The sequence below is a fragment of the Azohydromonas aeria genome, assembly GCF_009760915.1.
Classification (GTDB): Bacteria; Pseudomonadota; Gammaproteobacteria; order Burkholderiales; family Burkholderiaceae_C; genus Azohydromonas; species Azohydromonas aeria.
The window spans coordinates 25900-50126 of record NZ_VIDQ01000058.1; the positions used below are offsets into that span (position 1 = coordinate 25900).

Below are 24227 nucleotides of genomic sequence, written 5' to 3' on the forward strand. Positions count from 1 at the left end.
ATGGCTGCCGCGCGGCTGTCGGCACCGGAGGGCGAGCGCGAGGCCGTGTCGGGACGGCGCGCACGCGTGGTGCGGCAGGCCGTGCTGTGCCCGGCCCGGGCCGAGGAGGCGGCGCAGATGCGCTTCGCGGTGGAAGACGCCCTGAACACGGCCGACTTCGCCGACTGCGGCCGCCTGGTGCTGGTGCGCCGGCTGCGCCTGGACGGCGTGCCGCCGCGCGCGAGCCCGGCGTGGATGTCGCGTGCGCTGGAGGCCGCGTGGCGCGAGGTGGCGGCGCGCGCGGTGCCGGCCTGGCACGAGGGCGCCGATCGGGCCGAGGCGGTGTTCTTCGCATCGCGCTTCGAGGCCCGGCTGTCGTGGCTGGCGCGCGTGGCCGAGGCGGGCGCGGTGTCCGCCTGGTTCTGGAGCGCGGCGCTGCCGGAGCTGCGCGACGAGGCCTGGCACGGCCGGCCGGCGGCGCTGGCGGCGGTCGTGGCGGCGCTGCTGCGTGAAGGCCCCGCGGCCCTGGCCCATGCGCTCGCGGCCTGGCCGCCGGCGCGGCTGGCCGCCCTGGCGCGGCCGCTGGAGCCCTCGGTGCACGCCCGGCTGGAGGCCGTGCTGGCGCCGCCGTCTGCAAGCGCAGGCGTGGCGGGCGGTGCGCCGGCCGGGCCTGCACCCGGCGCGGCGCACGACGCGGCAGCGCCCGCGGCGGCCTCGGCCGCGCTGCTGGAAGTGGCCAGGCGGTTGCATGCGCATTCGCTGGCGGGCTCGCCGGCCTCGCGCTGGGTGGCGGCGGTGTGGTTGACGGCGCCGGCCAGCGGGCCGGCCGCAGCGCCGAAGGACGTGGCCGCGCAGGTGGAGCGTGCCGTGGCGCTCGCCCGGGCACCGGCCGGTCTCGCGGCGGCGGCTGCGGCATCCGTCGAGCGGCCGGCAGCGGCCCGATGCGATGCCCCCGCGCAACGAGGCGGCGCGGTCACGTCGGGCGCCGCCGTGGCGCAGGAGGCGCCGGGGACTTTCGGTGCCAGGCCCGGTACCGGGTCGTTGCCCGAGCCGGCACCGGACCGGGCGGCGGCGCCGCCGCCTGTTGCCGCCGCCCGGCCCGCGGCGCGGCGCGTGTCCGTGCCATGGCTGCCGTGGCTGGCTGACGCTTCTGCCAGCGCCTGCGGTGGCCTCGTGCTGCTGCTCAATTTGCTGCGCGCGCTGCGCTTCGACGACTGGTGGCGCGCGCAACCGCCGGCGCTCGCCGCGGACGTGGCCGAGGCCCTGCTGTGGCGGGCGCTGGAGCAGGTCGGCGCGCCGCGCGACGACGCGCAGCGCGACTGGTTCCGCGATGCGCCGACCGCGGCCGCGCCGACTCGCGCCGAGGCGCGGCGCTGGCTGGCGCGCTCGCGCCGTGCGCTGCGCCGCCATGCGCACATGAGCCTGCGCGAGCTGGTGTGCCGGCCCGCCTGGGTCAGCGCCACGCCCACGCACATCGACGTGATCCAGGGCCTGGACGCCGCCGACCTGCGCCTGCGCCGCCTGGGGCTGGACGTGGACCCCGGCTGGGTGCCCTGGATCGGGCGCGTGGTGAGCCTGCATTTCATCGACCCGGCGCTGCTGCCGCGCGACGGGGAGGCCGGCCATGGATGAGCGCGTGCAAGCACCACTGCAGCGCCGCGTGCTCGCCGCGCTGGCGGCGCTGCTGCCTCAGGACCTGATCGCGCATCCCGACGCGACGGCGCTGCGCGAGCCGCAGGCGCCGCCGCCCCTGGACGAAGGGCGCCTGGCGCGACTGTGCGCGGCGCTGGCGCTGTCGGAGGCCGAGCAGGTGGCCGTGGCGCTGGCGGCGTGGTGCGAGCTCGATGCCGGCATGGCCGCGGCGCTGTCGCTGCTGCAGGGCAACGGGCCGCGCAGCGGCGGGCCGCGGCCCACGCTGGGCCTGGTGGCGCGGCTGGCCGAGGTGCTGGACGAAGCGGGCGCCCTTGACGCGACGCGGGCCATGGCCGCGATGCTGCGCGGCACGGCGCTGTCGTGCGGGTTGCTGCAGTGGGCGGACCCGGGCCAGCCGGCGCACGCGCGCGGCCTGCTGCTGCCCATGCCGCTGCTGCCGCTGCTGGCGGGCGACGAAGCGCTGGCGCAGACGGTGTCGCTGCAACGCCTGCGACTGCGGCCGCTGCATGCACCGGACTGGCCGCTGCCACGCGCCTGGCAGGCCGCGGTCGCCGACCTGGTGCCGCGGCTGCTTGGCGCGGGCGCGTGCGTGCTGGTGCTGCGCGGGGCCGACGCGCAGGAGATGCGCGCGCTGGCCCGGGCCGTCGCGGTGCGGGCCGGCCGCGAGGCGCTGGAGGTCGAGGGGCTGGACGACCCGGGGGCCGCGCCGGAGGCCGAGGTGGCGCGCGAGGGCGTGGTGCCGGCGCTGCTGCTGGCCGGGGCCTGGCCGGTGTGGGCGGTGCAAGGCGCGCCAGGCAGCGTGGTGCGGCTGTCGCCGTGGCCGCTTTGGCCCGGGCCCTGCGTGGTGCTGGCCGCGCCCGACGTGGCCTTCGACACTGCGTTGCCGCTGTTCGAGTTCGAACTGGGGCTGCCCGACGCGGCGGACCGTGTCGCGCTGTGGGCGGCGCGGCGTGGCGTGAGCGAGGCGGCGCTCGCGCCGCAGGAGCGCGACGCGGTCGCGCGCTCGCGTTGCGGCATCTCGGTGCTGGCGCAGGCGGCGGCGTCGGCGGAGCCGGTGCAGGCGGCCATCGGGCAGGCGGTGCGCCGCAGCGCGCGCGCCCTGTCGGCGTGGGCGCAGCTGTCGAGCGACCGCATCCCGGCCGATGCCTGGGTCGGGCCGGCCGAGGTGCGGCGCGAGCTGGGCCTGCTGCTCACGCGCTGCCTGGCGCGCGCCGATGCCTGCGAATCGCTGGGCCCGCTGCTGCGCGGCCGCACCAGCCCGGGGGTGAAGGCGCTGTTCATCGGCGCCTCGGGCACGGGCAAGACGCTGGCGGCGCAGTGGCTGGCCGACCGGCTGGCCCGCCCGCTGGTGCGCGTGGACCTGGCCGCGGTGGTGAGCAAGTACATCGGCGAGACCGAGAAGAACCTGGCGCAGCTGCTGGCGCGTGCCGAGCACCTCGACGCGGTGCTGCTGTTCGACGAGGCCGACTCGCTCTTCGGCGCGCGCACCGACGTGAAGCAGGCCAACGACCGCTACGCCAACATGCAGACGAACTACCTGCTGCAGCGGCTGGAAACCTTCGGCGGCGTGGCGGTGCTGACCTCCAACAGCAAGGCGCGCTTCGACGACGCCTTCCTGCGCCGGCTCGATGCCGTGCTGCAGTTCCAGTTGCCCGACGTGGCCGAGCGGCGCCAGCTGTGGCGGCTGCACCTGGGCGAGACCGGCGCCCTGGACGCGGCGGCGCTGGGCGCCATTGCGGCGCTGGCCGACCTGCCGGGCGGGCACATCCGCAACGCGGTGTTCACGGCGGCGCTGCTGGCGCGGCAGCGCGCCGAGGAGGGCGAGGGCGGTGCCGGCGCCGGCGCCGCGGCGGTGTGCGCGCAGGACCTGCGCGAGGCGCTGGCGCTGGAGTACCGCAAGCTCGGCCAGCGCGCCCCCGACAGCCTCTGAACCGGGCGCACGGCCGTGTTCGACAGCGCCAGCCCGAGCCGAGCCGACCCGAGGCGGCGCCCGCCGCTGCCGGGGGAGCTGCCGCAGCTTGCCGTGCCGGCCGAGGCCGCCGAGGCCCAGGCGCTGCGGCCCGGGGAAGCCGCGGCAGCGGCGACGGCGGCTGCGGCTGCGGAGCAGCGGGCCTTCGCGGCACCGGGCGGCGCTGCCGCCGGGCCGCGGAACACGGTCGAGGGCGCAACGGCCTCGCCCGCCAGCCGGTTGCCCAACTACCTGCTGGGCCGCCGGGCCGTGGCAGGGCCAGGAGGTGCCGCGCCGCCGGCAGGCGCGCGGGCGGGGATGGCGCCGGCGGATGCAGTCCCGCCCATGCCGGGCGTTCCGGTGCCGGGAGCGCGGGCGCCGGACGCGGCCCTTCCACGGGTGGCCGGCGCACCGGCCACGCGTGCAGAGCTGGCCGACACCGCGGTTCGTACCGCGCCGGGGGCGCCGGGCTCGAAGCCGGCGCAGCCGCCGGCCGCTGCGCCGGAAGCGGCGGCGGCCCAGGTTTCCCAGCGTGGCGGCGAGGCGTCCGGCCCACTGACCGGCCCTCCGGCGCCGAGCGGGCAGGTCGCGCAGGACGCGCCAGTCCTGAAGCCACGCAAGGAGGAAGCGCAAGTCCGGCCAGAAATGCAGCAGGCCGCCGCTGGCCGGGCCGGCAGGGCCGAAGCGCCTGCCAAGGCTGCGGCGGGCGGGGCGGCCGGGGCCGGTGCGGACCAGGCGCCGGCGCGGGGCGCCGCAGGCCCAGCCGGCGCCGCGAAGGATGCCGCGGCCCGGCCCGGTTCGGCCGGCGCCAAGGCCCAGGGGGCCGCGCCGGCGGAGAAGCCCAACGAGGCCGTGCAGGGCGAGCTGGCGGCGTCCGGCGCGACCGCCGGCACGGCCTCCGAAGCGCCGGCGGGCGTTGCCGTGGCGTCGGGTGGCGCCGGGGCTGCCGCCGGTGCGGCCGGAGGCGCGGGCAGCGGTGCCGGCGCGTCCCTGGCCGACGCAGGCGGCGGCGGTGCCGAGGCGGCGGCCGAGCCCGGTGCCGGCGGCGAGGCGGCCGGGCCGGCCGAGCAGGCGCAGGACCGGACTCAGGAGCGCATGGCGGCAGCGGCGCCCGAGGCGGCGGAGGAGGAGGCACAGGCCGAGGCCGGGGAGGCCGGTGGCGGCGTTGGCGCCGAGGCGGGTGAGGCCGTGTCGGGGCAGGCGCCGGGCGAGGCCGCGACGGCCACCGGCGGCGAGGCGTCCGGCACCGCCGCTGAAACCGCCGCGGCGGGCGACGAGGCCGCGGCCGGCGGCGGGGATGCCGGGGAGCCGGGCGGCAGCCCCATGGCTGAAGCCGTGGCTGGGACTGCACCCGCAGCGGCGCCTGACGCGTCCGGCGCGGCCGGGACCGATCCCGAGGCGCAGGAGCGCTCGCAGGCCGCGCGCGTGGCGCGCGAGCAGCAGTCCGACGATCGCCGGGTGGCCGAGGCCGGCAGCGAGGAGCACGCGCAGGAGCAGGCCGAGCAGCAGGCCGACTCCGGTGCCGGCGCGCCGGCCGCCGCCGCCAACGCCGATGCCGAGCTCAGCCCCGCGGAGAAGAGCGCGGGCATCGCCGAGCTTGGCGAGAGCGTGGGTGGCGGCGGCGAGGGCGGCGGTGGCGGGGGAGCCGCGGGTGGAGGAGGCGGCGGTGGCGGCGCGCCGGCCGCCGTCGAGGAAGGGCCGCCGCCCGACACCGCCGCGCAGGACCCGGCCGCGGGCCTGGGCGCGGCGGCCGGCCTGGGGCCGGTGCAGGCCGGGGCCGCGCTGCAGGGCGTGGGCAGCGCCATCGACCGCAGCGCGGGCGAGGAAGCCGGCGCGCTGCAGGCGCAGATCCCGCAGGCCGAGGTGGGCGCCGAAGGCGCGCCCGCGACCTGCGTGCAGACCCTCGAAGACGGCGCTGCAGCCGAGCGCCCCGCGCCGGTGGCGGCGCCGGCTTCGGCGCCGCTGCCCGAGCCCGCGCCCACGCCCGCGGCGGGGCCCGCGCCCAGCGCGAGCGTGCCCACGCCGGCCGTCACGCCGGGCGAGGGCGGGCAGGTCTCGCAGGCGGACGGCGCGCGCGTGCAGGCCGCGGTGGACGGCATGCCCACCACCGACCCGGGCCTGGACGTCTCGGCCGGCGCCGCGCCCAAGGTGCAGCTCAGCGGCGACGCCGACCCGGCAAGCGCCGAAGAGCAGCGCGCCGAGCTGCAGCGCACCACGCAGGCGCAGGCGGCGCAGGGCGCACTGGATGCGGCCGCACCCGCCGGCGAGAACGCGATCCGCGTGACGCGTCCGCGCGAGACCCTGAAGGCGCCCAAGGTGGCCGAGCCCGCGGCCGGCGGCGCGGGCGGCGCCGGGGGCGCCGACGCGGCAGGCCAGGAAGGCCTGGCCATCATCGCCAACGAGAAGAAGGGCCCCGAGGTGCGCCAGGCGCTGGCGCAGGCGCAAGGCGACATGGCCGCCAGGAAGGGCGAGCACCAGGCCAAGGTGGCCGAGGAGAAGTCGAAGAACGACCAGCAGATGGCCGCGCTCAAGGAGGACAACCTCGCGCAGCAGGAGGCCGAGAAGGCCGGCGCGCGCGGCGAGGTGGCCAAGGCGCGCGCGGACTGGACGGCCGAGCAGCGCCAGGAGATCGCCACCACCAACGAGAAGGCCGGCAAGGAGGTTGCCAAGGGCAACGAAAAAGTCACGGCCGAGCAGGCCAAGGCGGATGCGGACGCGGGCAGGCACATCGAGGAGGGCGAGCGCCAGGCCGGCGAGGAGAAGGCGCGGGCCGAGCGCGAGGCCGCGGCGAAGAAGGCCGAGGCCAGGCAGGAGTCGGGCGGCGTGTTCGGCTGGCTCTCCAGCAAGGTCGCCTCGTTCTTCGACGCGCTCAAGCGCGGCCTGACCGCGATCTTCGACGCGGCCAAGAAGCTCGTGCGCAGCCTCATCGACAAGGCCAAGAAGCTGGCCATGGCCGTGATCGAGGCCGCGCGCAAGGCCATCGTCGCCGTCATCAAGGCCGTGGGCGCGGCGCTGATCCTGCTGGGCGACGTGTTCCTGGCCGCATTCCCGGGCCTGAAGAAGAAGTGGCGCCGCTTCATCGAGAACCGCGTGCGCGACGCGGAGAACGCCGTCAACCGGCTGGCCGACGCCTTGAAGAAGGGCATCACGCGGCTGCTCGACGCGCTGGGCAAGGCCTTCGAGTTCCTGCTAGACGCCTACAAGAAGGCGATGTTCATGGTGCTCGACGCCGCCCGGGCGGTGGTGGACGGCGCCATCAAGTTCGCCAAGTCGGTGGCGGACCTGGTGGGCACCTTCGTCGTGCTGGTCAAGGACATCGCGTCCAACCCCGGCGGCTGGATCGCCAACCTCGGCGCCGCCGTGATGGACGGCGTGAAGAACCACCTGTGGAAGTCGTTCAAGGCGGCGGTCAAGCAGTGGTTCAACGACAAGCTGGAGGAAGTGCTGGGCGTGGGCACGGCAATCTGGAACGTGCTCAAGAAGGGCGGCATCGCCCTGAAGGAAGTGGGCCACATGGCCTTCGAGGCGCTGAAGGCGGCCATTCCCTCGGCGCTGATCCAGCTGCTGATCGAGAAGGTGGTGGCGATGATCGTGCCGGCCGCCGGCGCGGTGATGGCCATCATCGAGGGGCTGCAGGCGGCCTGGGGCACGGTGCAGCGCATCATCGCGGCGCTGGGCAGGTTCGTGGCCTTCCTCAAGGCGGTGAAGGCCGGCGGCGCGGGGCCGCAGTTCGCCGAGCTGCTGGCCGCGGCGGCCATCGTCGTCATCGACTTCGTGGCCAACTGGCTGCTGAGGAAGCTGCGCGGCCCGGCCTCCAAGGTCGGCTCCAAGGTCAAGGCCATCGCGCAAAAGATCATAGCCAAGGTCAAGGCGGCCATGAAGAAGGTGGGCGCGGGGCTCAGGAAGGTCGCCAGGAAGATCGGCGGCGTGTTCAGGAAGGGCAAGAAGAAGTTCGACGACTGGCGCGCGAAGCGCAAGGCGAAGAAGGCTGCCAAGGCCAAGGACCCGGGCAGGAAGAAGCAGGACAAGGAGGCCGCCAGGCGCGAGAAGGCGCGCCGTGCCGTCGAAGAGACCCAGAAGGAAGTGCAGTCCATGCTGGCCAGGGGCACGGGCGCGCTGAAGATGCGCGCGCGCCTGGCCTTCCTGAAGCTGAAGTGGGGATGGAAGCGCCTGGCCCTGAGCAAGAAGGGCGGCGGCAAGTACGAGGTCGAGGGCCGGATCAATCCCGTGATCCAGATCACGGCGAACGTGGTCTTCGACCTGCGCGATCACGCCAACGTCAGCGTGCGCCACGAGAGCGTGGCCCGCGACGCCGGGCAGGTGAGCAAGACCGAGCAGGAGCGCGCGCTGCCGACGAGCAAGCTCGACAAGATGGACCCGGGCTACGACCCGGGCATCGACCCGCACAAGTTCGAGAAGGAGGCGCAGCGTGCGGCCATCGCCAACCAGGGACGCTCGCAGCCGGTGCTCGACACCGTGACCGGCACACCGGGACCGGTGAGCCAGGCTCGCAAGAATGCTCCCCTGGGGCAGGCGCAGCCGGGCTCGGGCGTGGTCCAGCACGGGGCGCGCAGGATCGATGTCCCGGGCATGCCGGCGCCGGGCGGGCGGCTGCCCGACAACGTGCTGGAGCAGCGCCAGAACGGGCAGCTGGTGCGCAGCATCCTGTGCGAAGTCACCGTGGACTCCAGGCTGCAGCAGGCGCACAAGAAGGGCGGCGCGCAGGCCTTCGACACCATCGCGCGCGCCTTCATGGCCTACCGCGGCGCGGGCAACCTGCATCCCGACTTCGAGATCGTGTACCTGGTGCTGGCCAAGGGCAGCCCCGGCGACATGCTGCCGGACCAGCACAGCCAGATCGAGGCCGGCCTGCGCAACATCGCCAGGGACCCGGCCATGCGGGGCGCGCGCGTGCGGCTGGTCTGGCAGTGGATCCCGGTGGCATGAGGGCCGCGGGCTCCAGCACCGGCAGCTGACCTCGACGTTCGTTGCTTCGCTGCCGGCGTCCAGGCGAAGCAACGCCGGGAACCTCCTGCCCACCTTGCCGTCGGCCCCGTCCAGCACGGGCGTCCGGCCGACCTTGCACCGACCGGGGTGCGGCAGCCGCGCGGCATGAGAAGATCCTGCAAGCCATCCTCCAGGACGATGGCGAGGGCGCGGGCGCGGAGGCGATGGTGCCGCCGGCACGTCACCCGGGCCTCCACCGTCATCGTGGCGCGGCCACCGCCGCGACTGCGCCGGGCACGCCCAGGGGCCGCGCCCGGCCGCCGGCCGCAGCGATGCGGCCGTCATGTCCATGTCCATGTCCATGTCCGGCCATCCTGTCCCGGCCTTTGAAAACGAGCGCTGAAAGGGCGCGTGCATGCTTCAGATCCTGGCCGTGACCTTGCCCTTCTTCGCGATCGTGGGTTGCGGCTGGCTGGTGGCACGCAACGGGGTGCTGCCCATGGAGGCCATTCCCGGCATGAACGGCTTCGTGCTCTTCTTCGCGCTGCCGTGCATGCTGTTTCGCTTCGCGTCGGGCACGCCCATCGCGCGGCTGCTGGATGCGAGCGTCTTCGGCGTCTACGTGCTGTGCGCGCTGGCGATGGTGGCGTTTGCGGTCGCAACCACCCGGCGCCGCGGCACCGGCTGGAACGATGCCGCCTTCGGCGCGCTCGTGGCGGCGTTCCCGAACTCGGGCTTCCTGGGCGTGCCGCTGCTCGTGGCGCTGCTGGGCGCGCGCGCGGCCGGCCCGGCCATCGTGGCGCTGGCCATCGACATGGTGCTGACCTCGTCGCTGTGCATCGCGCTCTCGCGCCTCGACGGCGCCGCGGCGCAGGGCGCGGGCCAGGCGGCGGCGCGCGCCCTCAAGGGCATGGTGCGCAACCCGCTGCCCTGGGCCATCGCCCTGGGCTACGCCAGCTCGGCCACGCAGCTCGTGCCGCCGCCGCCGCTGATGCGGGGCGTGGCCATGCTGGCCGATGCCGCCTCGCCGGTGGCGCTGTTCACGATCGGCATGATGCTCGCGCGGCCCCGGCCGCGGCTGGCGCCGTCGGGCACGCCGGGCCACCGGGCCGGCACCGGCGACGACGTGGTGCGGGTGGTCCTCTACAAGCTCGCGCTGCACCCGCTGCTGGTGCTGGCCGTAGGGCATGCGGCCATGGCGCTGGGCCTTCCGCTGGAGCCGTTCTCGCTGACGGTGCTGGTGCTGTCCGCGGCGCTGCCCAGCGCGAGCAACGTGCCGATCCTGGCCGAGCGCTTCGGCGCCGACGCCGGGCGCGTGGCGCGCATCGTGATGCTGTCCACCGTGGTGGCCTTCGTCAGCTTCCCGGTCGCGGTGGCCCTGGTGCGTTGAGCGCCACGATCCCCCTGCCACGCACCGTCGATGCGGCGAAGTCTCCCTGCTTCACGGTCCACGAGGGGATTGCAGCGCCGGTGACGCCGGGCGTTTGACGTCCGTCAACGGTCCTGCCCGCGTGGCAGGCGCTCCGCCGTGCCGGGAAGGGGACGGGCTGCGGCGGTCCGCGCCATGGAATACTGGGCGCCATGACTGCCGCCCTCGACCGCGACGCCCTCCTGAGCACCGTGCAGCAGCGCCTGCCGGGACTGCTGGGCGTCTACGCCTTCGGCAGCCGCATCCGGGGCACGGCCGGGCCCGAGAGCGACCTGGACCTGGCCGTGCTCGTGGCGGGCTATGCCGACCCGCTGTTGCTGTGGGAGCTCGCCGGCGAGCTCGAAGACCTGGCCGGCTGCCCGGTGGACCTGCTGGACCTGCGTGCCGCCTCCACCGTCATGCAGCACCAGATCCTCACCCAGGGTGAGCGCTGGTGGCGGCGCGACCTGCAGGCGGACCTCTTCGAGGCCGCGGTGCTGAGCGAGAAGACCGCCCTGGACAGCGCCCGCGCGGGATTGCTGGCCGACATCGCGAAGCGGGGCCGCGTCCATGGCTGACGACGTGCTCCTCAACAAGGCCGCCACCATCGAGCGCTGCGTGGCCCGCGCGCGCGAGGAATATGCCGCCAACCCGGGTGGCTTCTCCACCGACTACACGCGCCAGGACGCCGCCATCCTCAACATCCAGCGCGCCTGCGAAGCGGCACTCGACATGGGCCAGCACCTCATCCGGCGCGAGCGGCTGGGCGTGCCGCAAAGCGCGCGCGACGTGTTCGCGCTGCTGGCGCGCGGCGGCTGGATCGACACCGCGCTGGCCGAGGCGCTCAAGCGCATGGTGGGCTTTCGCAACATCGCCGTGCACGACTACCAGGCGCTGCAGTTGCCGATCACGGTGCGCATCATCGAGCGGCACCTGGACGAGTTCCTCCAGTACAGCCGTGCATTGCTGCTGCGCGACGCCGGCCAGGGCGGTGCCGGCGGGTAGGGCGGCTGCCTGGCGGCCAGGGGCAGCGTGGCGGTGGTGACTCAGGCGACGGGTGCACCGATCGTCTGCTCGTCGGCCCGCAATCCCCAGGCCTGCAGCATTGAACCCGCCTCCTCGAAGCGGAATCCATAAAGCGCCTGATCCAGCCGGGCAACCGCTTCAACACCGTATCGCTGCGTCAAGACGCTGCGCAGCGTCTCGAAGCGGTCCAGGGCACCAGTGTCACCCTCCCGCACGGCTTCCAGCAGCGCCGCCACGTGGTCGGGCCGCGGCTGCACGGGCGCGGCATCCTGCCCCGTGGCGGCCGAAACCTTCGCGGCCTCGACCCGTGCCGGCATCGCCCCGATCAACAGGCCAAGCGCGTCGCCCACCGCCTGGATCTTCGCGTCGAGCTCCACCGGCTCTTCCGAGCGCAACGCGGCTTCCAGTTCCGCCGCGGCCGCCGCCAGGGTATCGGCCAGCATGATGCCCGCCACGCCACAGAGCCTGTGCACGCGCATGGCGGCCGCAGCCGGCTGCCCTCGATCCACCTCGGCGCGCACGAGGTCGATCACGTCGGCGAACTCGTCGCGCAGTCCCTGCAACAGGCGCAGGAAGAGTGCCCCGTCGCCCATGAAGCGTTGCCGTGCCTTCTGGCCATCGATGCCGGCGATGACCGGAAAGGCTTCCTGCGGCGGCTTCGCCGCACGGGCCGTGGCCGGCACCGGCTCCCGCGCCGCAGGGCGCCGCGGCGGCGCCCACTCCAGGATCGCCGCCACCAGGCCCTCCGCCTCGAACGGCTTGGCGATGAAGCCGTTCATGCCGACGGCCAGGGCCCGTTCGCGCTGATGGGGCAGGACGCCCGCGCTCAGCGCGATGACGGGCAGCCGCGCCAGGGCCGGCTCGGTGCGCATGCGCTGCGCCACCTCGAAGCCGTCGATGTCTGGCATTTGCAGATCCATGAGCACCACGTCCACGCCGCCAGACGCTTGCCGCAGCCGCTCCAGCGCCTCATGCCCATGCTGGGCCGTGATGCAGACCGCGCCTTCCGCCTCCAGGAGCAGCTGCGCCACCTCGATGTTGGCCGCGACGTCGTCCACCACCATTACCCGAACCCCGTCCAGCCGCGGACCGGCCCCGGCAGCGGCCGGCACCCTGGCCCGGGGTCCCTCGACGGGCACGGTGCCGGCGTCGAAGGACAGCCGTACCCAGAACTCGCTGCCGGCCCCGGGCTGGCTGTTCACGCCGATCCGGCCTCCCATCAGCGTGACCAGCTGGCGGCAAATGGCCAGTCCCAGGCCGGTGCCGCCATAGCGGCGGGTGGTGGAGCTGTCGGCCTGCGTGAACGGGTCGAAGATGTGCCGGAGCTGGTCGGCAGCGATGCCGATGCCGCTGTCGCGCACCGACAACAGCAACTGGACCCGGTCCGGATCCTCGCGCAGCTGGCTCACCTCGATGGCCACGCCGCCGGTGTCCGTGAACTTGATGGCGTTGCCCACCAGGTTGTAGATCACCTGTTGCAGCCGCTGCGCATCGCCCACGAGGGGCGGCAGGTCTGCCGGCAGTGGCCGCAGCGTCAGCTCCAGCCCCTTGGCCAGCGCCATCGGCCCGAGAACCTCGACGATGGCGGCCAACTCCTCGCGCAGCAGGAACGGCCTGCGTTCGAGATCCAGCCGGCCCGATTCGATGCGGGAAAGGTCCAGCACGTCGTTGACGAGTTCGAGCAGCGTGCGTCCGGCCGTGCGGATGGTGCCCACGATGCGCCGCTGCTCCTCGTCGAGGGTGCAGCGCTGGAGCACCTGTGCCGAGCCCAGGATGGCGTTGAGCGGCGTGCGGATCTCGTGGCTCATGTTGGCCAGGAACTGCGACTTCATCGCACTGGCCTGCTCGATCTGCCGGGCGGACTGCTCCAGGTCACGCTGCCTCGCCTGGGCCTGGTCCATGTGGTGCTCATGGACCATGGAAAGGATGCAGATGGAGCAGACCACGATCAGCACCACGCCCGGCACCAGCGTGAAGATCTGCGCCACCGACTGCGCCTGAGGCGCGAAATGCTCGGGGCTGCTCAGCAGTCCGAGCACTGCCCGAAGCGCGAATCCGACGGACAGGAGCGCGTAGGCCACCATCGCCGTCAGCACGGCACGGGAGCGTCGCTCCCGCAGGCGCTGCAGCAGCAGCCAGGCCGTCATGCCCAGCAGCGCTGAAAACGCCAGGGAAATGGTGAAGAACGCCGGCGGGAACGGTAAACCCACGTAGCCAGCCGGCAATACGCCGCCGATTCCAAAGGCCGCCAGGCCCAGGGCCCACTTGCGGCGCGGGGCAACGTTCAGCAGCCGGGCGTGCGCTTCATGGCCCCAGTACGGAAGGCCGATGACCAGCACGTTGGCCAGCACGAACGTCACCAGCATCGGTGCTTGCCCGCGAAAGAAATAAAGCGTGAAGGCCGCGCCGGCGGCCGTCATCGCCTTGGTCCAGGCCACCAGTCCGGCGCGGTACGCGGGCATCGCGCGAGCAAAATTCAGGAACACCACGGCCATCAGAAAGCCCAGCATTCCCAGCGAAAACAACAGCGTTTGCGGATCGAGCGTGTACCTGTTCATGGATGGAAATTGATGGGAATATGCTGCCGCGCATGAACGCCCTGTCCGACACCTCACCGGAATTCATGGCGAAACTGTCGCGAATAACCCAGTGAAAAACAACAACCATCGAATGGTTCGACTTGGAATGCGCCTGGAGAAGCCAGCGGCATCGTTATGGCCAAGCCGTCTCCAGTGCCTTCAACGGCTGGATTCGCCCGGGTTTCCCGGTGCGAAGGGCTCGGCACTTCCAGGTTCCTGGAATCCGGGCATCGCGCCAGGGCCTCGCCTTTTCCTAGCCAGGAGAAATCCGCATGTCGGCGCCTGGCGTCCATCCGCGGGAGAATCTACGAGATCACGCTCACTCCAGATTCCTGATCAGCTTTTATTATTGAATCGAATTCCATGAATCCATATTCCGAATCCCCCGCTGGCTGGTCCACGAAGCGTGAACCTTGTCACGGCCCGCGGGGGCTTTGCATTGTAAGAATGCCTACAGAGAAATCAATTCGCCGGCCGCATCAAGCGGGCGCGCCGGAAATACCAGCCATTACAGAAAGATCACCAGCAGGGCATTCACGCCGACAATAATAAAACAGGTTCCAAACACGATCTTTTCGCTTCTTTTCCGGGCCAGTTCCCAGCCATTGTCCGGACGAACCGCTTCAAGGGCATTTCCCATGTTGAGCCACCTTTGTCGCCATTGCATTGCTGCAGTGCAGCACAGAAACCTGCAGCCGGCAACGAAGCGATCTCCTTGACCCATGAAGTCTTGGGGAAAATGATTATTTTGCCGCAAAAGGTATTTATTCAGGAAATTATTTCCTTACTTCAATATGACAAGGCATGGGATGGCGCCATGGTTACTGAAAATGCTTCAGACCTTGGCAAGCCTGGCCTGAGCCCCTCACCGTGGACGCCCAAAACCGCTGACGCGGACCGTGCGCGCCCGATGCCCCGGTCCACCTTGCGCACAGCGCTGCCGAGTTGACAGAGCCGCCACAGAATTCCTGTCCCGATGTCTGAAAGTAGGGATGCCGCACGACATGCGCGGCGCGTCTTGCCTGAGGCGTTTCTGTGGCCTTGGCGCGGAGCGCCAAGGCTTTCCCACTTTGATGAACTCCACCACGTCTCCCACCGGCGCACCGGCCGGCGCAGCTGGGCCATCGCCTGGCCGGCGCCCGCATGCCTGGACGTCGCTGCGCAGCTGGTTCCGGACTTACGACGCCGACGAGGCGCAGGCGGCGGCCTTCCGTGCCCGGCAGATGCAGGCCATGCTGCGCCTCACGCCGGCGGCCATGGTGGTGAACATCGCCAACGTCGCCGTCGTCGGGGCGGTGCTCTGGCGCCAGGTACCGGCGAGCCTGCTGCTGGCCTGGATGGCGACGGTGGCCGTCCTGGCCGGGCTGGGGTTGCAGGGCTGGCTCAGGACGCGTGCCGCGCCACCGCGGCGCACCGCCTCGCCTCGGGCCATTCGCCGGGCCATGGTCCATGCAGCGCTGCTCAGCGCGGCATGGGCGGCGCTGCCCATGACCGCCTACGACGGTCTCGGCCGCAACGAACAGTATTTCCTGGGCGTGGTGCTCACGGGCATGATCTGCGCCGGCGGCTTCGCGCTGGCCAGCGTGCCGGCCGCGGCCACGAGCTGGGTGCTGGTCCTGGGCGCGGGCACGTCGGCAGGGTTGTGGCGCAGCGAGGTCAACGTCACTGCCGGCCTGGCCGCGCTGCTGCTGGTCTACAGCCTGATCGTGGTCTACAGCGTCTGGACGTCGGCCAAGACCTTCGGTGCCCGGCTGGCGGCCGAGGCCCGCGCGGACCGGCAGCACGAGGTGATCGGGCTGCTGCTGCGCGATTTCGAGGACCATGCCAGCGACCTGCTGTGGGAGCTCGACGCCGCCGGTGGGCTGCAGCACGTCTCGCCGCGCCTGGCCGCCGCGCTGGGCGTGCCGGCGGCCTGGCTGCAGGGCCGCCCGGCGCTGCAGCTGCTGCGCCGGGCTCTGCCCGACGACGCGGAGGCCCGTGCCTCGTGGGACAAGCTGCTGCGCCTGCTGGCCGGCTCCGCGGCCTTCAGGGAGCACACCATCGCATTGCGCCGCGGCGGCGCGCCGGGCTGGTGGTCGCTGAGCGCGCGTCCGCTGCTCGATGGCGCGGGCCGCATGGTGGGGTGGCGCGGCGTGGCGGCCGACGTGACCGAGCGGCAGCTGGCGCACCGGCGCCTGAGCTGGATGGCGCACAACGACGCGCTGACGGGCCTCGTCAACCGCCAGCACTTCCGCGAGCAGCTGGCATCGGCCCTGGCCCCGGGTGCGAAGCCGGCGCGGCCCGTGGCGGTGGTGCTGTTCGACATGGACGGCTTCAAGCAGGTCAACGACACGCTGGGCCATGCCGCGGGCGATGCGCTGCTGCGCCTCTTCGGCGAGCGCCTGCGCGGCGTGGTGCGCAGCGGCGATACCGTGGCGCGGCTGGGCGGCGACGAGTTCGCGCTGCTGATGCGTGACGCGGACGTGGCGGCCCTGGAGGCGCTGCTGCAACGGCTCTTTGCCGCCTTGGCCCAGCCCGGCGACCTGGGCGGCAAGGTCGTGGCGCTGCGCGCCTGCGCGGGCGTGGCATTGGCGCCGCGGGACGGCCTGGACGTGGACACGCTGCTGGGCCATGCCGACATCGCGCTCTATGCCGCCAAGCGCGCCGGCGGCAGCCGCTGGTGCCTCTTCGAGCCTCACATGCACGAGCACCGGCGCCGCCATGCCCAGCTGGCGCAGGACCTGCGGGGAGCCGCCGAGCGCGGCGAGCTGTGCCTGGAGTACCAGCCGCAGGTGCAAGCGGGCGACGCCGGCGTGCGAGGCGTCGAGGCGCTGCTGCGCTGGCGCCATCCGCAGCACGGTGCGGTGTCGCCGGCGGAGTTCATTCCCATCGCGGAGGCAGCGGGGCTGATGCCGCAGCTGGGCGAGTGGGTGCTGCGCGAGGCCTGCCGCCATGCCCGGGCCTGGCCTGCATCGCTGCAGGTTTCGGTCAACGTGTCGGCCACGCAGCTGGGCGACCCGCGGTTCCTGGCGCGGGTGGAGGCGGCGGCGCTGGGCCTGCCGGCGGGGCGCATCGAGCTCGAAGTCACCGAGTCGGCCCTGATCGACGACCCCGATGCCGCCGTGCGCACGCTCAACGCGCTGCGTGCGCAGGGCTTCCGCATCGCGCTGGACGATTTCGGCACTGGCTACTCGGCGCTGAGCTACCTGCGGCGCTTCCGCTTCGACACGCTCAAGATCGACCGCAGCTTCGTGCGCGACCTGGCCGTGAACGGCGAATCGCGCGTGATCGTGGACACCATCCTGGCCATGGCGCGCGAGCTGGGCCTCTCCGCCGTGGCCGAAGGCGTGGAGACCGCCGACCAGGTGCGCATGCTGCGCGAGCGCGGTTGCGCGGCGTTGCAGGGCTTCCTGATCAGCCGCCCGTTGCCGCCGCAGCAGTTGCCGTCCTTCCTCGCGGCATGGGAAGGCGGCGCGGGCACGGTGCGCCTTGCGGAGCTGGCACCGCCGCCGCCGGCACGGCTGGCGGACGCATCGCCGCATGGCAGCGTGCGCGCGGCAGCGGTGCCATCCGGCGCGTGACGCGGTTCGGGGCCCATCAAGTCCCGCCGCCGGCGTGGCGCCCAACCGGCTCGCTCCAAAGTGCGAACTTTTGTGCCCCAGGGACGGCTGCGCGCGGCCCTCTGCCGGAAGCAGCGCACGGAAGACGCCTGCAAGCCTGGCCTCTGGCCAACGCGCTGTTCTTCGTGCGACATGAAAGGCCGTGCGGCGCAACTGCGGCAAAGGTGCGAACTTTTGTGCCGCCGGCCTGGTGTCCGTGCCGCCGCCCGGGTGCGGCGGGCCACGCCTCGTGCCGGGCGGCATGGCTGTCAAGGGCCAGAATCTGGACCGGTGCAGGGCCTTCATCCTCCATACCGCGCACAAAACTTCGCACCTTGGGTTCCGCAGGACCGCGCGACGCATCTCGCTGCACAAAACTTCGCACCTTGCCGGCGCTGCCCGGTCAGGCGCCATCGACGCCGCCGGCACGTCCCAGCACTGCCGAAGGGAGAAGCACAAAAGTTCGCACCTTGTGGTGCGGGGCGGACCGCTTCTCACGCCGGCGGCCGGCACCCTCGAGACACAGGTGGCGCGCAGAAGGCGTGCCGCGTCCGCATTCGGCCGCAGCCGGTCGCAGGCCTTCATGCCCGGGTCATTGGTTTTCGTCCGGACCTGAAAAGGACTCCGGCGCAGCCAGCAAGCATCTTAAAAAGCCAGCAAGCATTTCAGGTGCCAAAAAACCTTTTCAAATCAACAGGTTACGTTCGGCAAAGTGCGAACTTCTGTGCCTGGCCGCAGGCAAGGTGCGAGCTTCTGTGGTGGATAACCGGTCAAGGTGCGAACTTTTGTGAGAGCCATGGTGCGAACTTTTGTGAGGCATAGGGTGTGTTTCTGTGCAAGGTGCGAACTTCTGTGCAAGGTGCGAAGTTTTGTGCCGGGGTGCTCCAAGTGACTGCCGTGCAACGGAAATACGGCTTTTCCACAGGAAGGTGCGAACTTTTGTGCTGGACGTGCCGGGCCTTGCCGAGGTCCGCCTGGAAAGGCCGCGTTGTGCCGCTGCCCTGCCGGGCACTGCGGCAAGTCGCGCGGCGGCAACGGCAAGGTGATAGCCGAGTTTGACGGACTCGCACCTTGCCACTACGCTGCCGGCTTCAAGAACCAGCCCGCACGTTGAAGCCATGGCCGAGATCAAGCCCGTCGGGGAGGTGGGCGGCGAGCAGTACGCGCTGCTCCTGTTCGAGGAAACCATCGGCCGCAAGGGGCGCACGGCCACCATCGCCGATGCCGAGAGCGACATCGCCTTCCCGAAGAACAACGTCTTCGTGGACATCTCCGAGGTCGGCGTGCTGACGCGGCGAGGGCTCAACGTGATGCATTACCTGGCGTGCAACGCGCCGCTGGAGCAGATGGAGTTCGATTGCGACATCGACCTCTTCAAGTTCCTCATCAACTACGCCAGCCGCAACCACAAGCATCTCAAGGACGCGCTGCGCGAGGCGCAGAAGACGAGCATCGTCGTGACCCGCGAGAGGGCCGACGGCCAGCCCGGCAACGGCGACTTCGTCTCGATCCCGCTGGTGGGCATGGTGGGCATGGCCAACGGCCGCGTCTACTTCAAGTTCGATCCTGCCATCCGCAAGCTGCACAAGGACCCGCGCGGCTACACGCTGCTGTCGCTGCGCACGACGTCGGCCTTCACCTCGGCCTTCGCCCACAGCCTGTACGAGAAGCTCAAGTCGATGGCCTACCGCGGCTCGCCGACCGAGTGGCTGACGCTGGAGGAAGCGCGGGCCTGGATGGGAGCGCAAAGCTCGAAGTACATGGACGAGTTCAAGCAGTTCCGCCGCTTCGGGCTGGCCGTGGCGCTGGCGCAGATCAACGAGTTCTCCGACCTCCACGTTGAGTACGAAACCAGGAACGTGCCGGGCTCGAAGAAGGTGTCGCACATCCGCTTCGTGTTCCGGGAGCAGGAAGGTTCCATGGTGGCGGCCCAGGCGCTGCACCAGACCGAGGCCCGCAAGACCCTCTACGACATCCTGCGCGGCGAGTTCGGCATCGGTTCGGTCGACATCCAGGCCATCACCGCCAACTCCGAGCAGTACACGCCCGAGCGCCTGCAGGCCGCCATCGATTTCGTGCGGCACCGCATCGCCACGGCGCGTGGCAAGAAGATCCAGTACCCGGGCCGGCTGCTGATGAAGGCGCTGGAGGAAGGCTGGACGGTGCCGACGGCGGAGCTGGCCCATGCAGCTGCCGAGGCGCAGTCCCCGGTTCCCGCTTCAGCCCCGGCGCCTGCCGCCGCCCCGGCAGCGGCAGGCGCGCGGAGGGCTCGTGCCGGTGACGAGCGGGAATCCGCCGCCCAGCGCCACGAGTACGAGCTTGCCGGCGAGGAGGGGTTCAAGCAGTACACCAGGCTCGGCGGCCCGCAGCGCGAGGAGCTGTGGGCCTCGTTTGCGCGCACGGCCCACTTCAAGGTGCTTGCGGCCCAGCTGCAGCTCGACAGGCACACGGTGCCCTACGAGTCGCTGGTCATCAACGAGCGGCTGCGCCACGCCCTGGGCAAGCACGTGCTCGACGCGCAGAAGAAAGCGGCCAGGAAGCCGCGCGCGACGGCCCAAACCGAGCTGGGGTTGGACTGATCGGTCCGCAAGACAACATACCGGCCGGAGGTGCACGTTGGCTGCTTGGCCTTTGCCGGACTTCGGCTGAATGCGCATGGGATGGTTCGGCCTTGTGCCTGCTGCGTGTCTGTTATGTCAGGGCGAGGTAGGTAGTTGCAGGTGGGGTGTCAGGAGAGTGTGGCGGGGTTGTGTTGCCAAATTTCACGGGTATGTTGTTTCTAGTGGCCCAAGACCGGTTGCAGGGCCTGCCGGCTACCGGAAGACCGGCCTTGAGCCAGGGCCAGCCCTTAGCGCCGCCACAGCACGGGCAGCGCCGACGCCAGCAGCGCGATGCCCGCCAGCGTCAGCAGCACCATCACGACGCGCCGGAACGCCGCCTCGCTCAAGCCCACGTAGACGCGCGCGCCCAGCAGCACGGGCACCAGCACGGCGGCCGCGACGAGGGCGAACATCGGCAGCATGCGCGGCGTCACCATGCCGGCGGCGACGTAGCTGGCGAAGGTCATGGCCAGCATGCTCAGGTTGAAGTTCTGGATCACCGCGCGCTGTGCATCCTTGTCGAAGCCGCGCAACGTGCACCACAGCGTCGGGATGGCGCCGGTGAAGCCGCCCAGGGCACCGAGCAGGCCACCGGCCGCGCCGGCCACGCCGTCGCCGACACGGCCACCGGCCTCGATGCGCGGCAGCCGGGCGCCCACCAGCATCAGCGGGCACCAGGTGACCAGCAGCGTGCCGAGCAGCGCCTTGAACAGCGGCACGTCCAGCCGCGGCAGCAGCCACAGGCCCAGCGGCAGGCCGAGCAGCCCGCCGGCGATGAAGGGCGCCAGCCGCCGCCAGTCGAAGCCGCGGCGCACGGTCACCGCCGCGATCACCTGGCCGGTGAGCCCGCCGAACACCGCCAGCACCGCAGCCAGGCGCGGCTCGATGGTCCAGGCCCAGATCGACATCGAGACCATGCCGAAGGCGAAGCCCGAGAGGCCCTGCACGAAGCCGGCAACGACGGCGCCGAGGGCAACGACGAAGAGGGTGGAGTCCATGTCGGGGAGGGATGGTCCATGTTCAGCGCCCCGGCCCGCGCTCGCTGCCCAGGGTGCGGCGCAGGAACTCGAACAGCCGGGCGTCGAGCGACTGGGCGACGTTGAAGCGCATGAAGTGGCTGGCCGACTGCGACGTGCTGAACACGTTGCCCGGGGCCAGGATGATGTCCCGCGCCAGGGCCGCCTGCGACAGCGCGGTGGCGTCCGCACCCGGCGGCAGCTCGCACCAGAGGAAGAGGCCGGAGCGCGGCTGCAGCCAGGGCCGGATGCCCACCTCCCTCAGCCGCGCGATCACCTCCAGCCGGGCGCGCGCCAGGCGCACGCGCAGGCCCTCGACGTGCTTGCGGTAGCTGCCGTCGCCGAGCACGCTCAGCACCAAGGCGGACGAGAGCTGGCCGCTGCCGAAGCTGGTGGCGATCTTCAGGTCCGTGAGGCCCTCGGTCCAGTCGCGGCGGGCCGCGACGTAGCCCACGCGCGCCGCCGCCGACAGCGTCTTCGAGAAGCTGCCGACCTGCACCACCCGCTGGAGGCCGTCGAAGGCGGCCAGCCGCGGGGCGGGCTCCGTTTCCAGGTCGGCGAAGACCTCGTCCTCGACGATGGTCAGGTTCGCCTCGTCGGCGAGTTTCAGCAGGCGGTGGGCCGTGACCGGCGACAGCGTGGCGCCGGTGGGGTTGTGGATGGCCGCGTTGGTGAGGTACAGGCGCGGCGCATGCTCGGCCACGGCCCGGGCGAAATGCTCCACGTCGGGGCCGGAAGGCGTGTAGGGGACGCCCACGACCCGGGCCCGGTGCGCGCGCAGCACCGCCAGGAAGTTGAAGTAGCAGGGGTCGTCCACCAGCACCGTGTCGCCCGGCTCGATCAGGAAGCGGCACACCAGGTCGATGGCCTGCGTGCCCGAGTCGGTCAGCACGACCTGGTCGGCGCCGGCCTCCACGCCGCGCTCGGCCAAGCGGCGGGCGAGCAGTTGCCGCAGCGCCGGCAGTCCCAGCGGCGAGCCGTAGTCGGCGAGGCTGGAAGCCTCGGCCCGGGCCAGGGCGCGCAGGCCGCGGCGCAGCGCCTCCTGTGGCAGCCAGTCCGGCGGCAGCCAGCCGCAACCGGGCTTGAGCATGCGGTCGTCGGCCTGCAGCGACTGGCGCGACACCCAGAACGGATCGACCGCGCGATCCAGCCGCGGGCCGATCTCGGCCATCGACAGCGGCGCCAGCGTGGTGGCGACGAAGAAGCCCGAGCCGGGGCGAGAGCGGATCACGCCTTCCGCGCTCAGGCGCTCGTAGGCCTCGACCACGGTGGACGTGGACAGCCGCATCGACGCCGCCAGGGCGCGGATCGAGGGCAGCTTCTCGCCCGGCGCCAGGCTGCGCGCCGCGATGCGTCCACGGATGGCCTGCATCACGTCGGCGATGCGGGTGGCCGGCCGGATGGCGGCGGCGGCGGCATCGTCCGCCGCCAACTGTAGGGGATCGTGTGGCATCACAGTTTCTTTGAACCGTATGCCATTGTCCCTGGCGGCCGTGGCCGCGCAAAGCCATAACGGAGGCTGTTGAAGGAGCCTCGATTGGAACGGACGACGCGTGGCTGGCTGAACGGCCTGGCGGGTGTGTTGATCTTCAGCGGCTCGCTGCCGGCGACCCGGCTGGCCGTGGCGGGTTTCGACCCGGTCTTCCTCACCGGCGCGCGGGCCGTGCTCGCCGCGCTGCTGGGCGCCGGCCTGCTGCTCGCGCTGCGCCAGCGCCGCCCGGCCCGGCAGGACCTCGTCCCGCTGGCGTTGGTGGCCCTGGGCTGCGTCATCGCCTTCCCGCTGTTCACGGCGCTGGCCCTGCAGCGCATCACCGCGGCACATGCCATGGTGTTCGTCGGGGCCCTGCCGCTGGCCACCGCCGTGTTCGCGGTGCTGCGCGGCGGGGAGCGTCCGCGCCGGGCCTTCTGGCTGTTCTCGGTGCTGGGCAGCGGGTTGATCGCGGGCTATGCCCTGGCCCAGGGCGTGGCCGCGGCGCCGCTGGGCGATGCGCTGATGCTGGCCGCCATCGTGGCCTGCGGGCTGGGCTATGCCGAGGGCGCCCGGCTGACCGCCCGGCTTGGCGGCTGGCAGGTCATCTCCTGGGCACTGGTGCTGTCGCTGCCGGTGATGCTGCCGCTGGCCTGGCTCACGGCGCCGCCGTCGCTCTCCGGCATCCCGGCGCCGGCGTGGCTCGGCCTGGGCTACGTGTCGGTGTTCAGCATGCTCGTCGGCTTCGTGTTCTGGTACCGCGGCCTGGCCCAGGGCGGTGTGGCCGCCGTGTCCCAGCTGCAACTGCTCCAGCCCTTCTTCGGGCTGCTGCTGGCCTCGCTGCTGCTGCACGAGCAGGTGACGTGGCTGATGCAGCTGGCCGCGGTGGCGGTCATCGGCTGCGTGGCCGGCGCGCGCCGCTTCGCGCGCTGACCGGGCTCATGCCGGCTCGATGCTCAGGCAGCCCGCGCCTGCTGCACGGCCGACACGGCCGCGCGCAGCGCGAGCAGGTAGCTGTCCACGCCGAAGCCGCAGATCTGGCCCTTGACGATCTCGGCGAACACCGAGTGGTGGCGGAAGGCTTCGCGCGCGTGGATGTTGGACATGTGCAGCTCCACGACCGGACAGGTCAGGATGGCCAGCGCATCGCGCAGTCCATAGCTGTAGTGCGTCCAGGCGCCGGCGTTGATCAGCACCGCGTCCACGCCGTCGGCGTAGCCCTGGTGGATGCGCTCGGCCATCTCGCCTTCGCTGTTGGTCTGGAAGCTCTCGACCTCCGCGCCCAGTTCCCGGCCGAGTGCACGCAACTGCTCGTCGATCTGCGCCAGCGTGATGGTTCCGTACTGCTTCGGGTCGCGCTTGCCGAACATGTTGTGATTGATGCCGTGCAGCATGAGGACTTTCATCCCGGGGCTCCTGTAGGGAAGAAATGAAAGGGCGGTCCCTGGCAGACGGCCCATGAGGGGTATGCCGGTCTGCTTGCGCAGCCTGGCCATTTCGGCCGGCGGCAGCTCCGTCACCTGCATGCCGGCCTTCTTCAGGTCCTCCAGCGCCACGTCGGCCTGGCGCACTGCGGCGTCAGGCGAGCGGCACGGTGAGCTGCCTGATCAGCGGGGCCGTGTCCGGGCGCACGCCGCGCCACCACTGGAAGGCCTCGGCGGCCTGCTCCACCAGCATCCCGACGCCGTCGGCCAGGCGCTCGACGCCCGCGCCCTGGGCCAGGCGCAGGAACGGCGTCAGGCCCTTGCCGTAGGCCAGCTCGTAGGCCAGCTGCGCGCTGCCGAACACGCTGGCAGGCACCGCCGGCAAATCGCCGCTGAGGCTGGCCGAGGTGGCGTTGAGCACGATGTCGAAGGCGAGCCCTTCGAGATCGCGCAGGCCGCAGGCGCGGACGGCGTCGGCGCCCTGGCACTGCTGCGCCAGCGCCTGGGCCTTGGCCAGGGTGCGGTTGGCCAGGACGAATTCGGCCGGCTGCTGCGCCAGGAAGGGCAGCAGCGCGCCACGCGCCGCGCCACCGGCGCCCAG

General features: G+C 72.2%; 15 protein-coding genes and 1 pseudogene. 10 read left to right on the forward strand and 6 right to left on the reverse strand.

All coding sequences use genetic code 11. From position 1 onward, the window contains the following. The 6 genes from FJ694_RS37840 (at position 1) to hepT (ending at position 10940) form a co-directional block, all read left to right on the forward strand. Complete coding sequence (locus FJ694_RS37840; RefSeq protein WP_157270220.1) at positions 1-1611, forward strand: hypothetical protein; 1611 nt, start codon at positions 1-3, stop codon at positions 1609-1611. Further along, positions 1604-3562, forward strand: a complete 1959-nt coding sequence (locus FJ694_RS25860; protein WP_198320997.1) for an ATP-binding protein — start codon at positions 1604-1606, stop codon at positions 3560-3562. The genes FJ694_RS37840 and FJ694_RS25860 overlap by 8 nt, the downstream gene beginning before the upstream one ends. Before the next feature lie 870 nt (positions 3563-4432). Then, complete coding sequence (locus FJ694_RS25865) at positions 4433-8527, forward strand: phage tail family protein (protein ID WP_157270221.1); 4095 nt, start codon at positions 4433-4435, stop codon at positions 8525-8527. Between the two features lie 415 nt (positions 8528-8942). Continuing rightward, entirely contained in the window at positions 8943-9917 is a 975-nt protein-coding gene (locus tag FJ694_RS25870) for an AEC family transporter (RefSeq protein ID WP_157270223.1), read from the forward strand. Positions 9918-10108: 191 nt separating this feature from the next. Further along, a complete protein-coding gene (mntA, locus tag FJ694_RS25875) occupies positions 10109-10513 on the forward strand; it encodes a type VII toxin-antitoxin system MntA family adenylyltransferase antitoxin (protein WP_157270225.1) in 405 nt (134 codons plus the stop codon). Beyond that, on the forward strand, positions 10506-10940 hold the full coding sequence (hepT, locus tag FJ694_RS25880; RefSeq protein WP_157270228.1) for a type VII toxin-antitoxin system HepT family RNase toxin: 435 nt from the start codon (positions 10506-10508) through the stop codon (positions 10938-10940). Before mntA ends, hepT begins: the two co-directional genes overlap by 8 nt. 41 nt (positions 10941-10981) lie before the next feature. Here the strand turns inward: hepT and FJ694_RS25885 are convergent, their stop codons facing one another. Beyond that, a complete protein-coding gene (locus FJ694_RS25885; RefSeq protein WP_157270230.1) occupies positions 10982-13519 on the reverse strand; it encodes an ATP-binding protein in 2538 nt (845 codons plus the stop codon). A 529-nt stretch (positions 13520-14048) separates the two neighbouring features. Next, positions 14049-14180: a hypothetical protein gene (locus tag FJ694_RS37670; RefSeq protein WP_259373181.1), complete on the reverse strand. Its 132-nt coding sequence runs from the start codon at positions 14178-14180 to the stop codon at positions 14049-14051. Between the two features lie 75 nt (positions 14181-14255). On the opposite strand from FJ694_RS37670, the gene FJ694_RS25890 reads away from it, so the two are divergent. The 3 genes from FJ694_RS25890 to FJ694_RS25900 all read left to right on the forward strand — a co-directional run bounded on the left by FJ694_RS25890 (position 14256) and on the right by FJ694_RS25900 (position 19697). Next, positions 14256-14489: a hypothetical protein gene (locus FJ694_RS25890; protein ID WP_157270232.1), complete on the forward strand. Its 234-nt coding sequence runs from the start codon at positions 14256-14258 to the stop codon at positions 14487-14489. A 124-nt stretch (positions 14490-14613) separates the two neighbouring features. Further along, the gene (locus FJ694_RS25895; protein WP_198320998.1) at positions 14614-17100 is read left to right on the forward strand and encodes a putative bifunctional diguanylate cyclase/phosphodiesterase; all 2487 of its coding nucleotides are present in this window, start codon (positions 14614-14616) and stop codon (positions 17098-17100) included. Between the two features lie 1136 nt (positions 17101-18236). Next, the gene (locus tag FJ694_RS25900) at positions 18237-19697 is read left to right on the forward strand and encodes a replication initiation protein (protein ID WP_157270237.1); all 1461 of its coding nucleotides are present in this window, start codon (positions 18237-18239) and stop codon (positions 19695-19697) included. Between the two features lie 269 nt (positions 19698-19966). On the opposite strand, the gene FJ694_RS25905 is transcribed toward FJ694_RS25900, so the two are convergent. Both FJ694_RS25905 and FJ694_RS25910 read right to left on the reverse strand, forming a co-directional pair. Further along, entirely contained in the window at positions 19967-20716 is a 750-nt protein-coding gene (locus tag FJ694_RS25905; protein ID WP_157270239.1) for a sulfite exporter TauE/SafE family protein, read from the reverse strand. 22 nt (positions 20717-20738) lie between these two features. Beyond that, positions 20739-22187: an aminotransferase-like domain-containing protein gene (locus FJ694_RS25910; RefSeq protein WP_157270242.1), complete on the reverse strand. Its 1449-nt coding sequence runs from the start codon at positions 22185-22187 to the stop codon at positions 20739-20741. Between the two features lie 84 nt (positions 22188-22271). Here FJ694_RS25910 and FJ694_RS25915 point away from each other — a divergent pair, with 84 nt between their 5' ends. Continuing rightward, positions 22272-23135, forward strand: a complete 864-nt coding sequence (locus FJ694_RS25915) for a DMT family transporter (RefSeq protein ID WP_157270244.1) — start codon at positions 22272-22274, stop codon at positions 23133-23135. 23 nt (positions 23136-23158) lie between these two features. Here FJ694_RS25915 and aroQ read toward each other — a convergent pair whose 3' ends face one another. Together aroQ and aroE are read right to left on the reverse strand one after the other, a co-directional pair. Next, positions 23159-23608 (reverse strand): type II 3-dehydroquinate dehydratase, encoded by a 450-nt coding sequence (gene aroQ, locus FJ694_RS25920; RefSeq protein ID WP_157270246.1) that lies wholly within the window; start codon positions 23606-23608, stop codon positions 23159-23161. A gap of 172 nt (positions 23609-23780) precedes the next feature. Continuing rightward, a pseudogene (gene aroE, locus FJ694_RS25925) lies at positions 23781-24227 on the reverse strand (shikimate dehydrogenase); the annotation flags it as partial.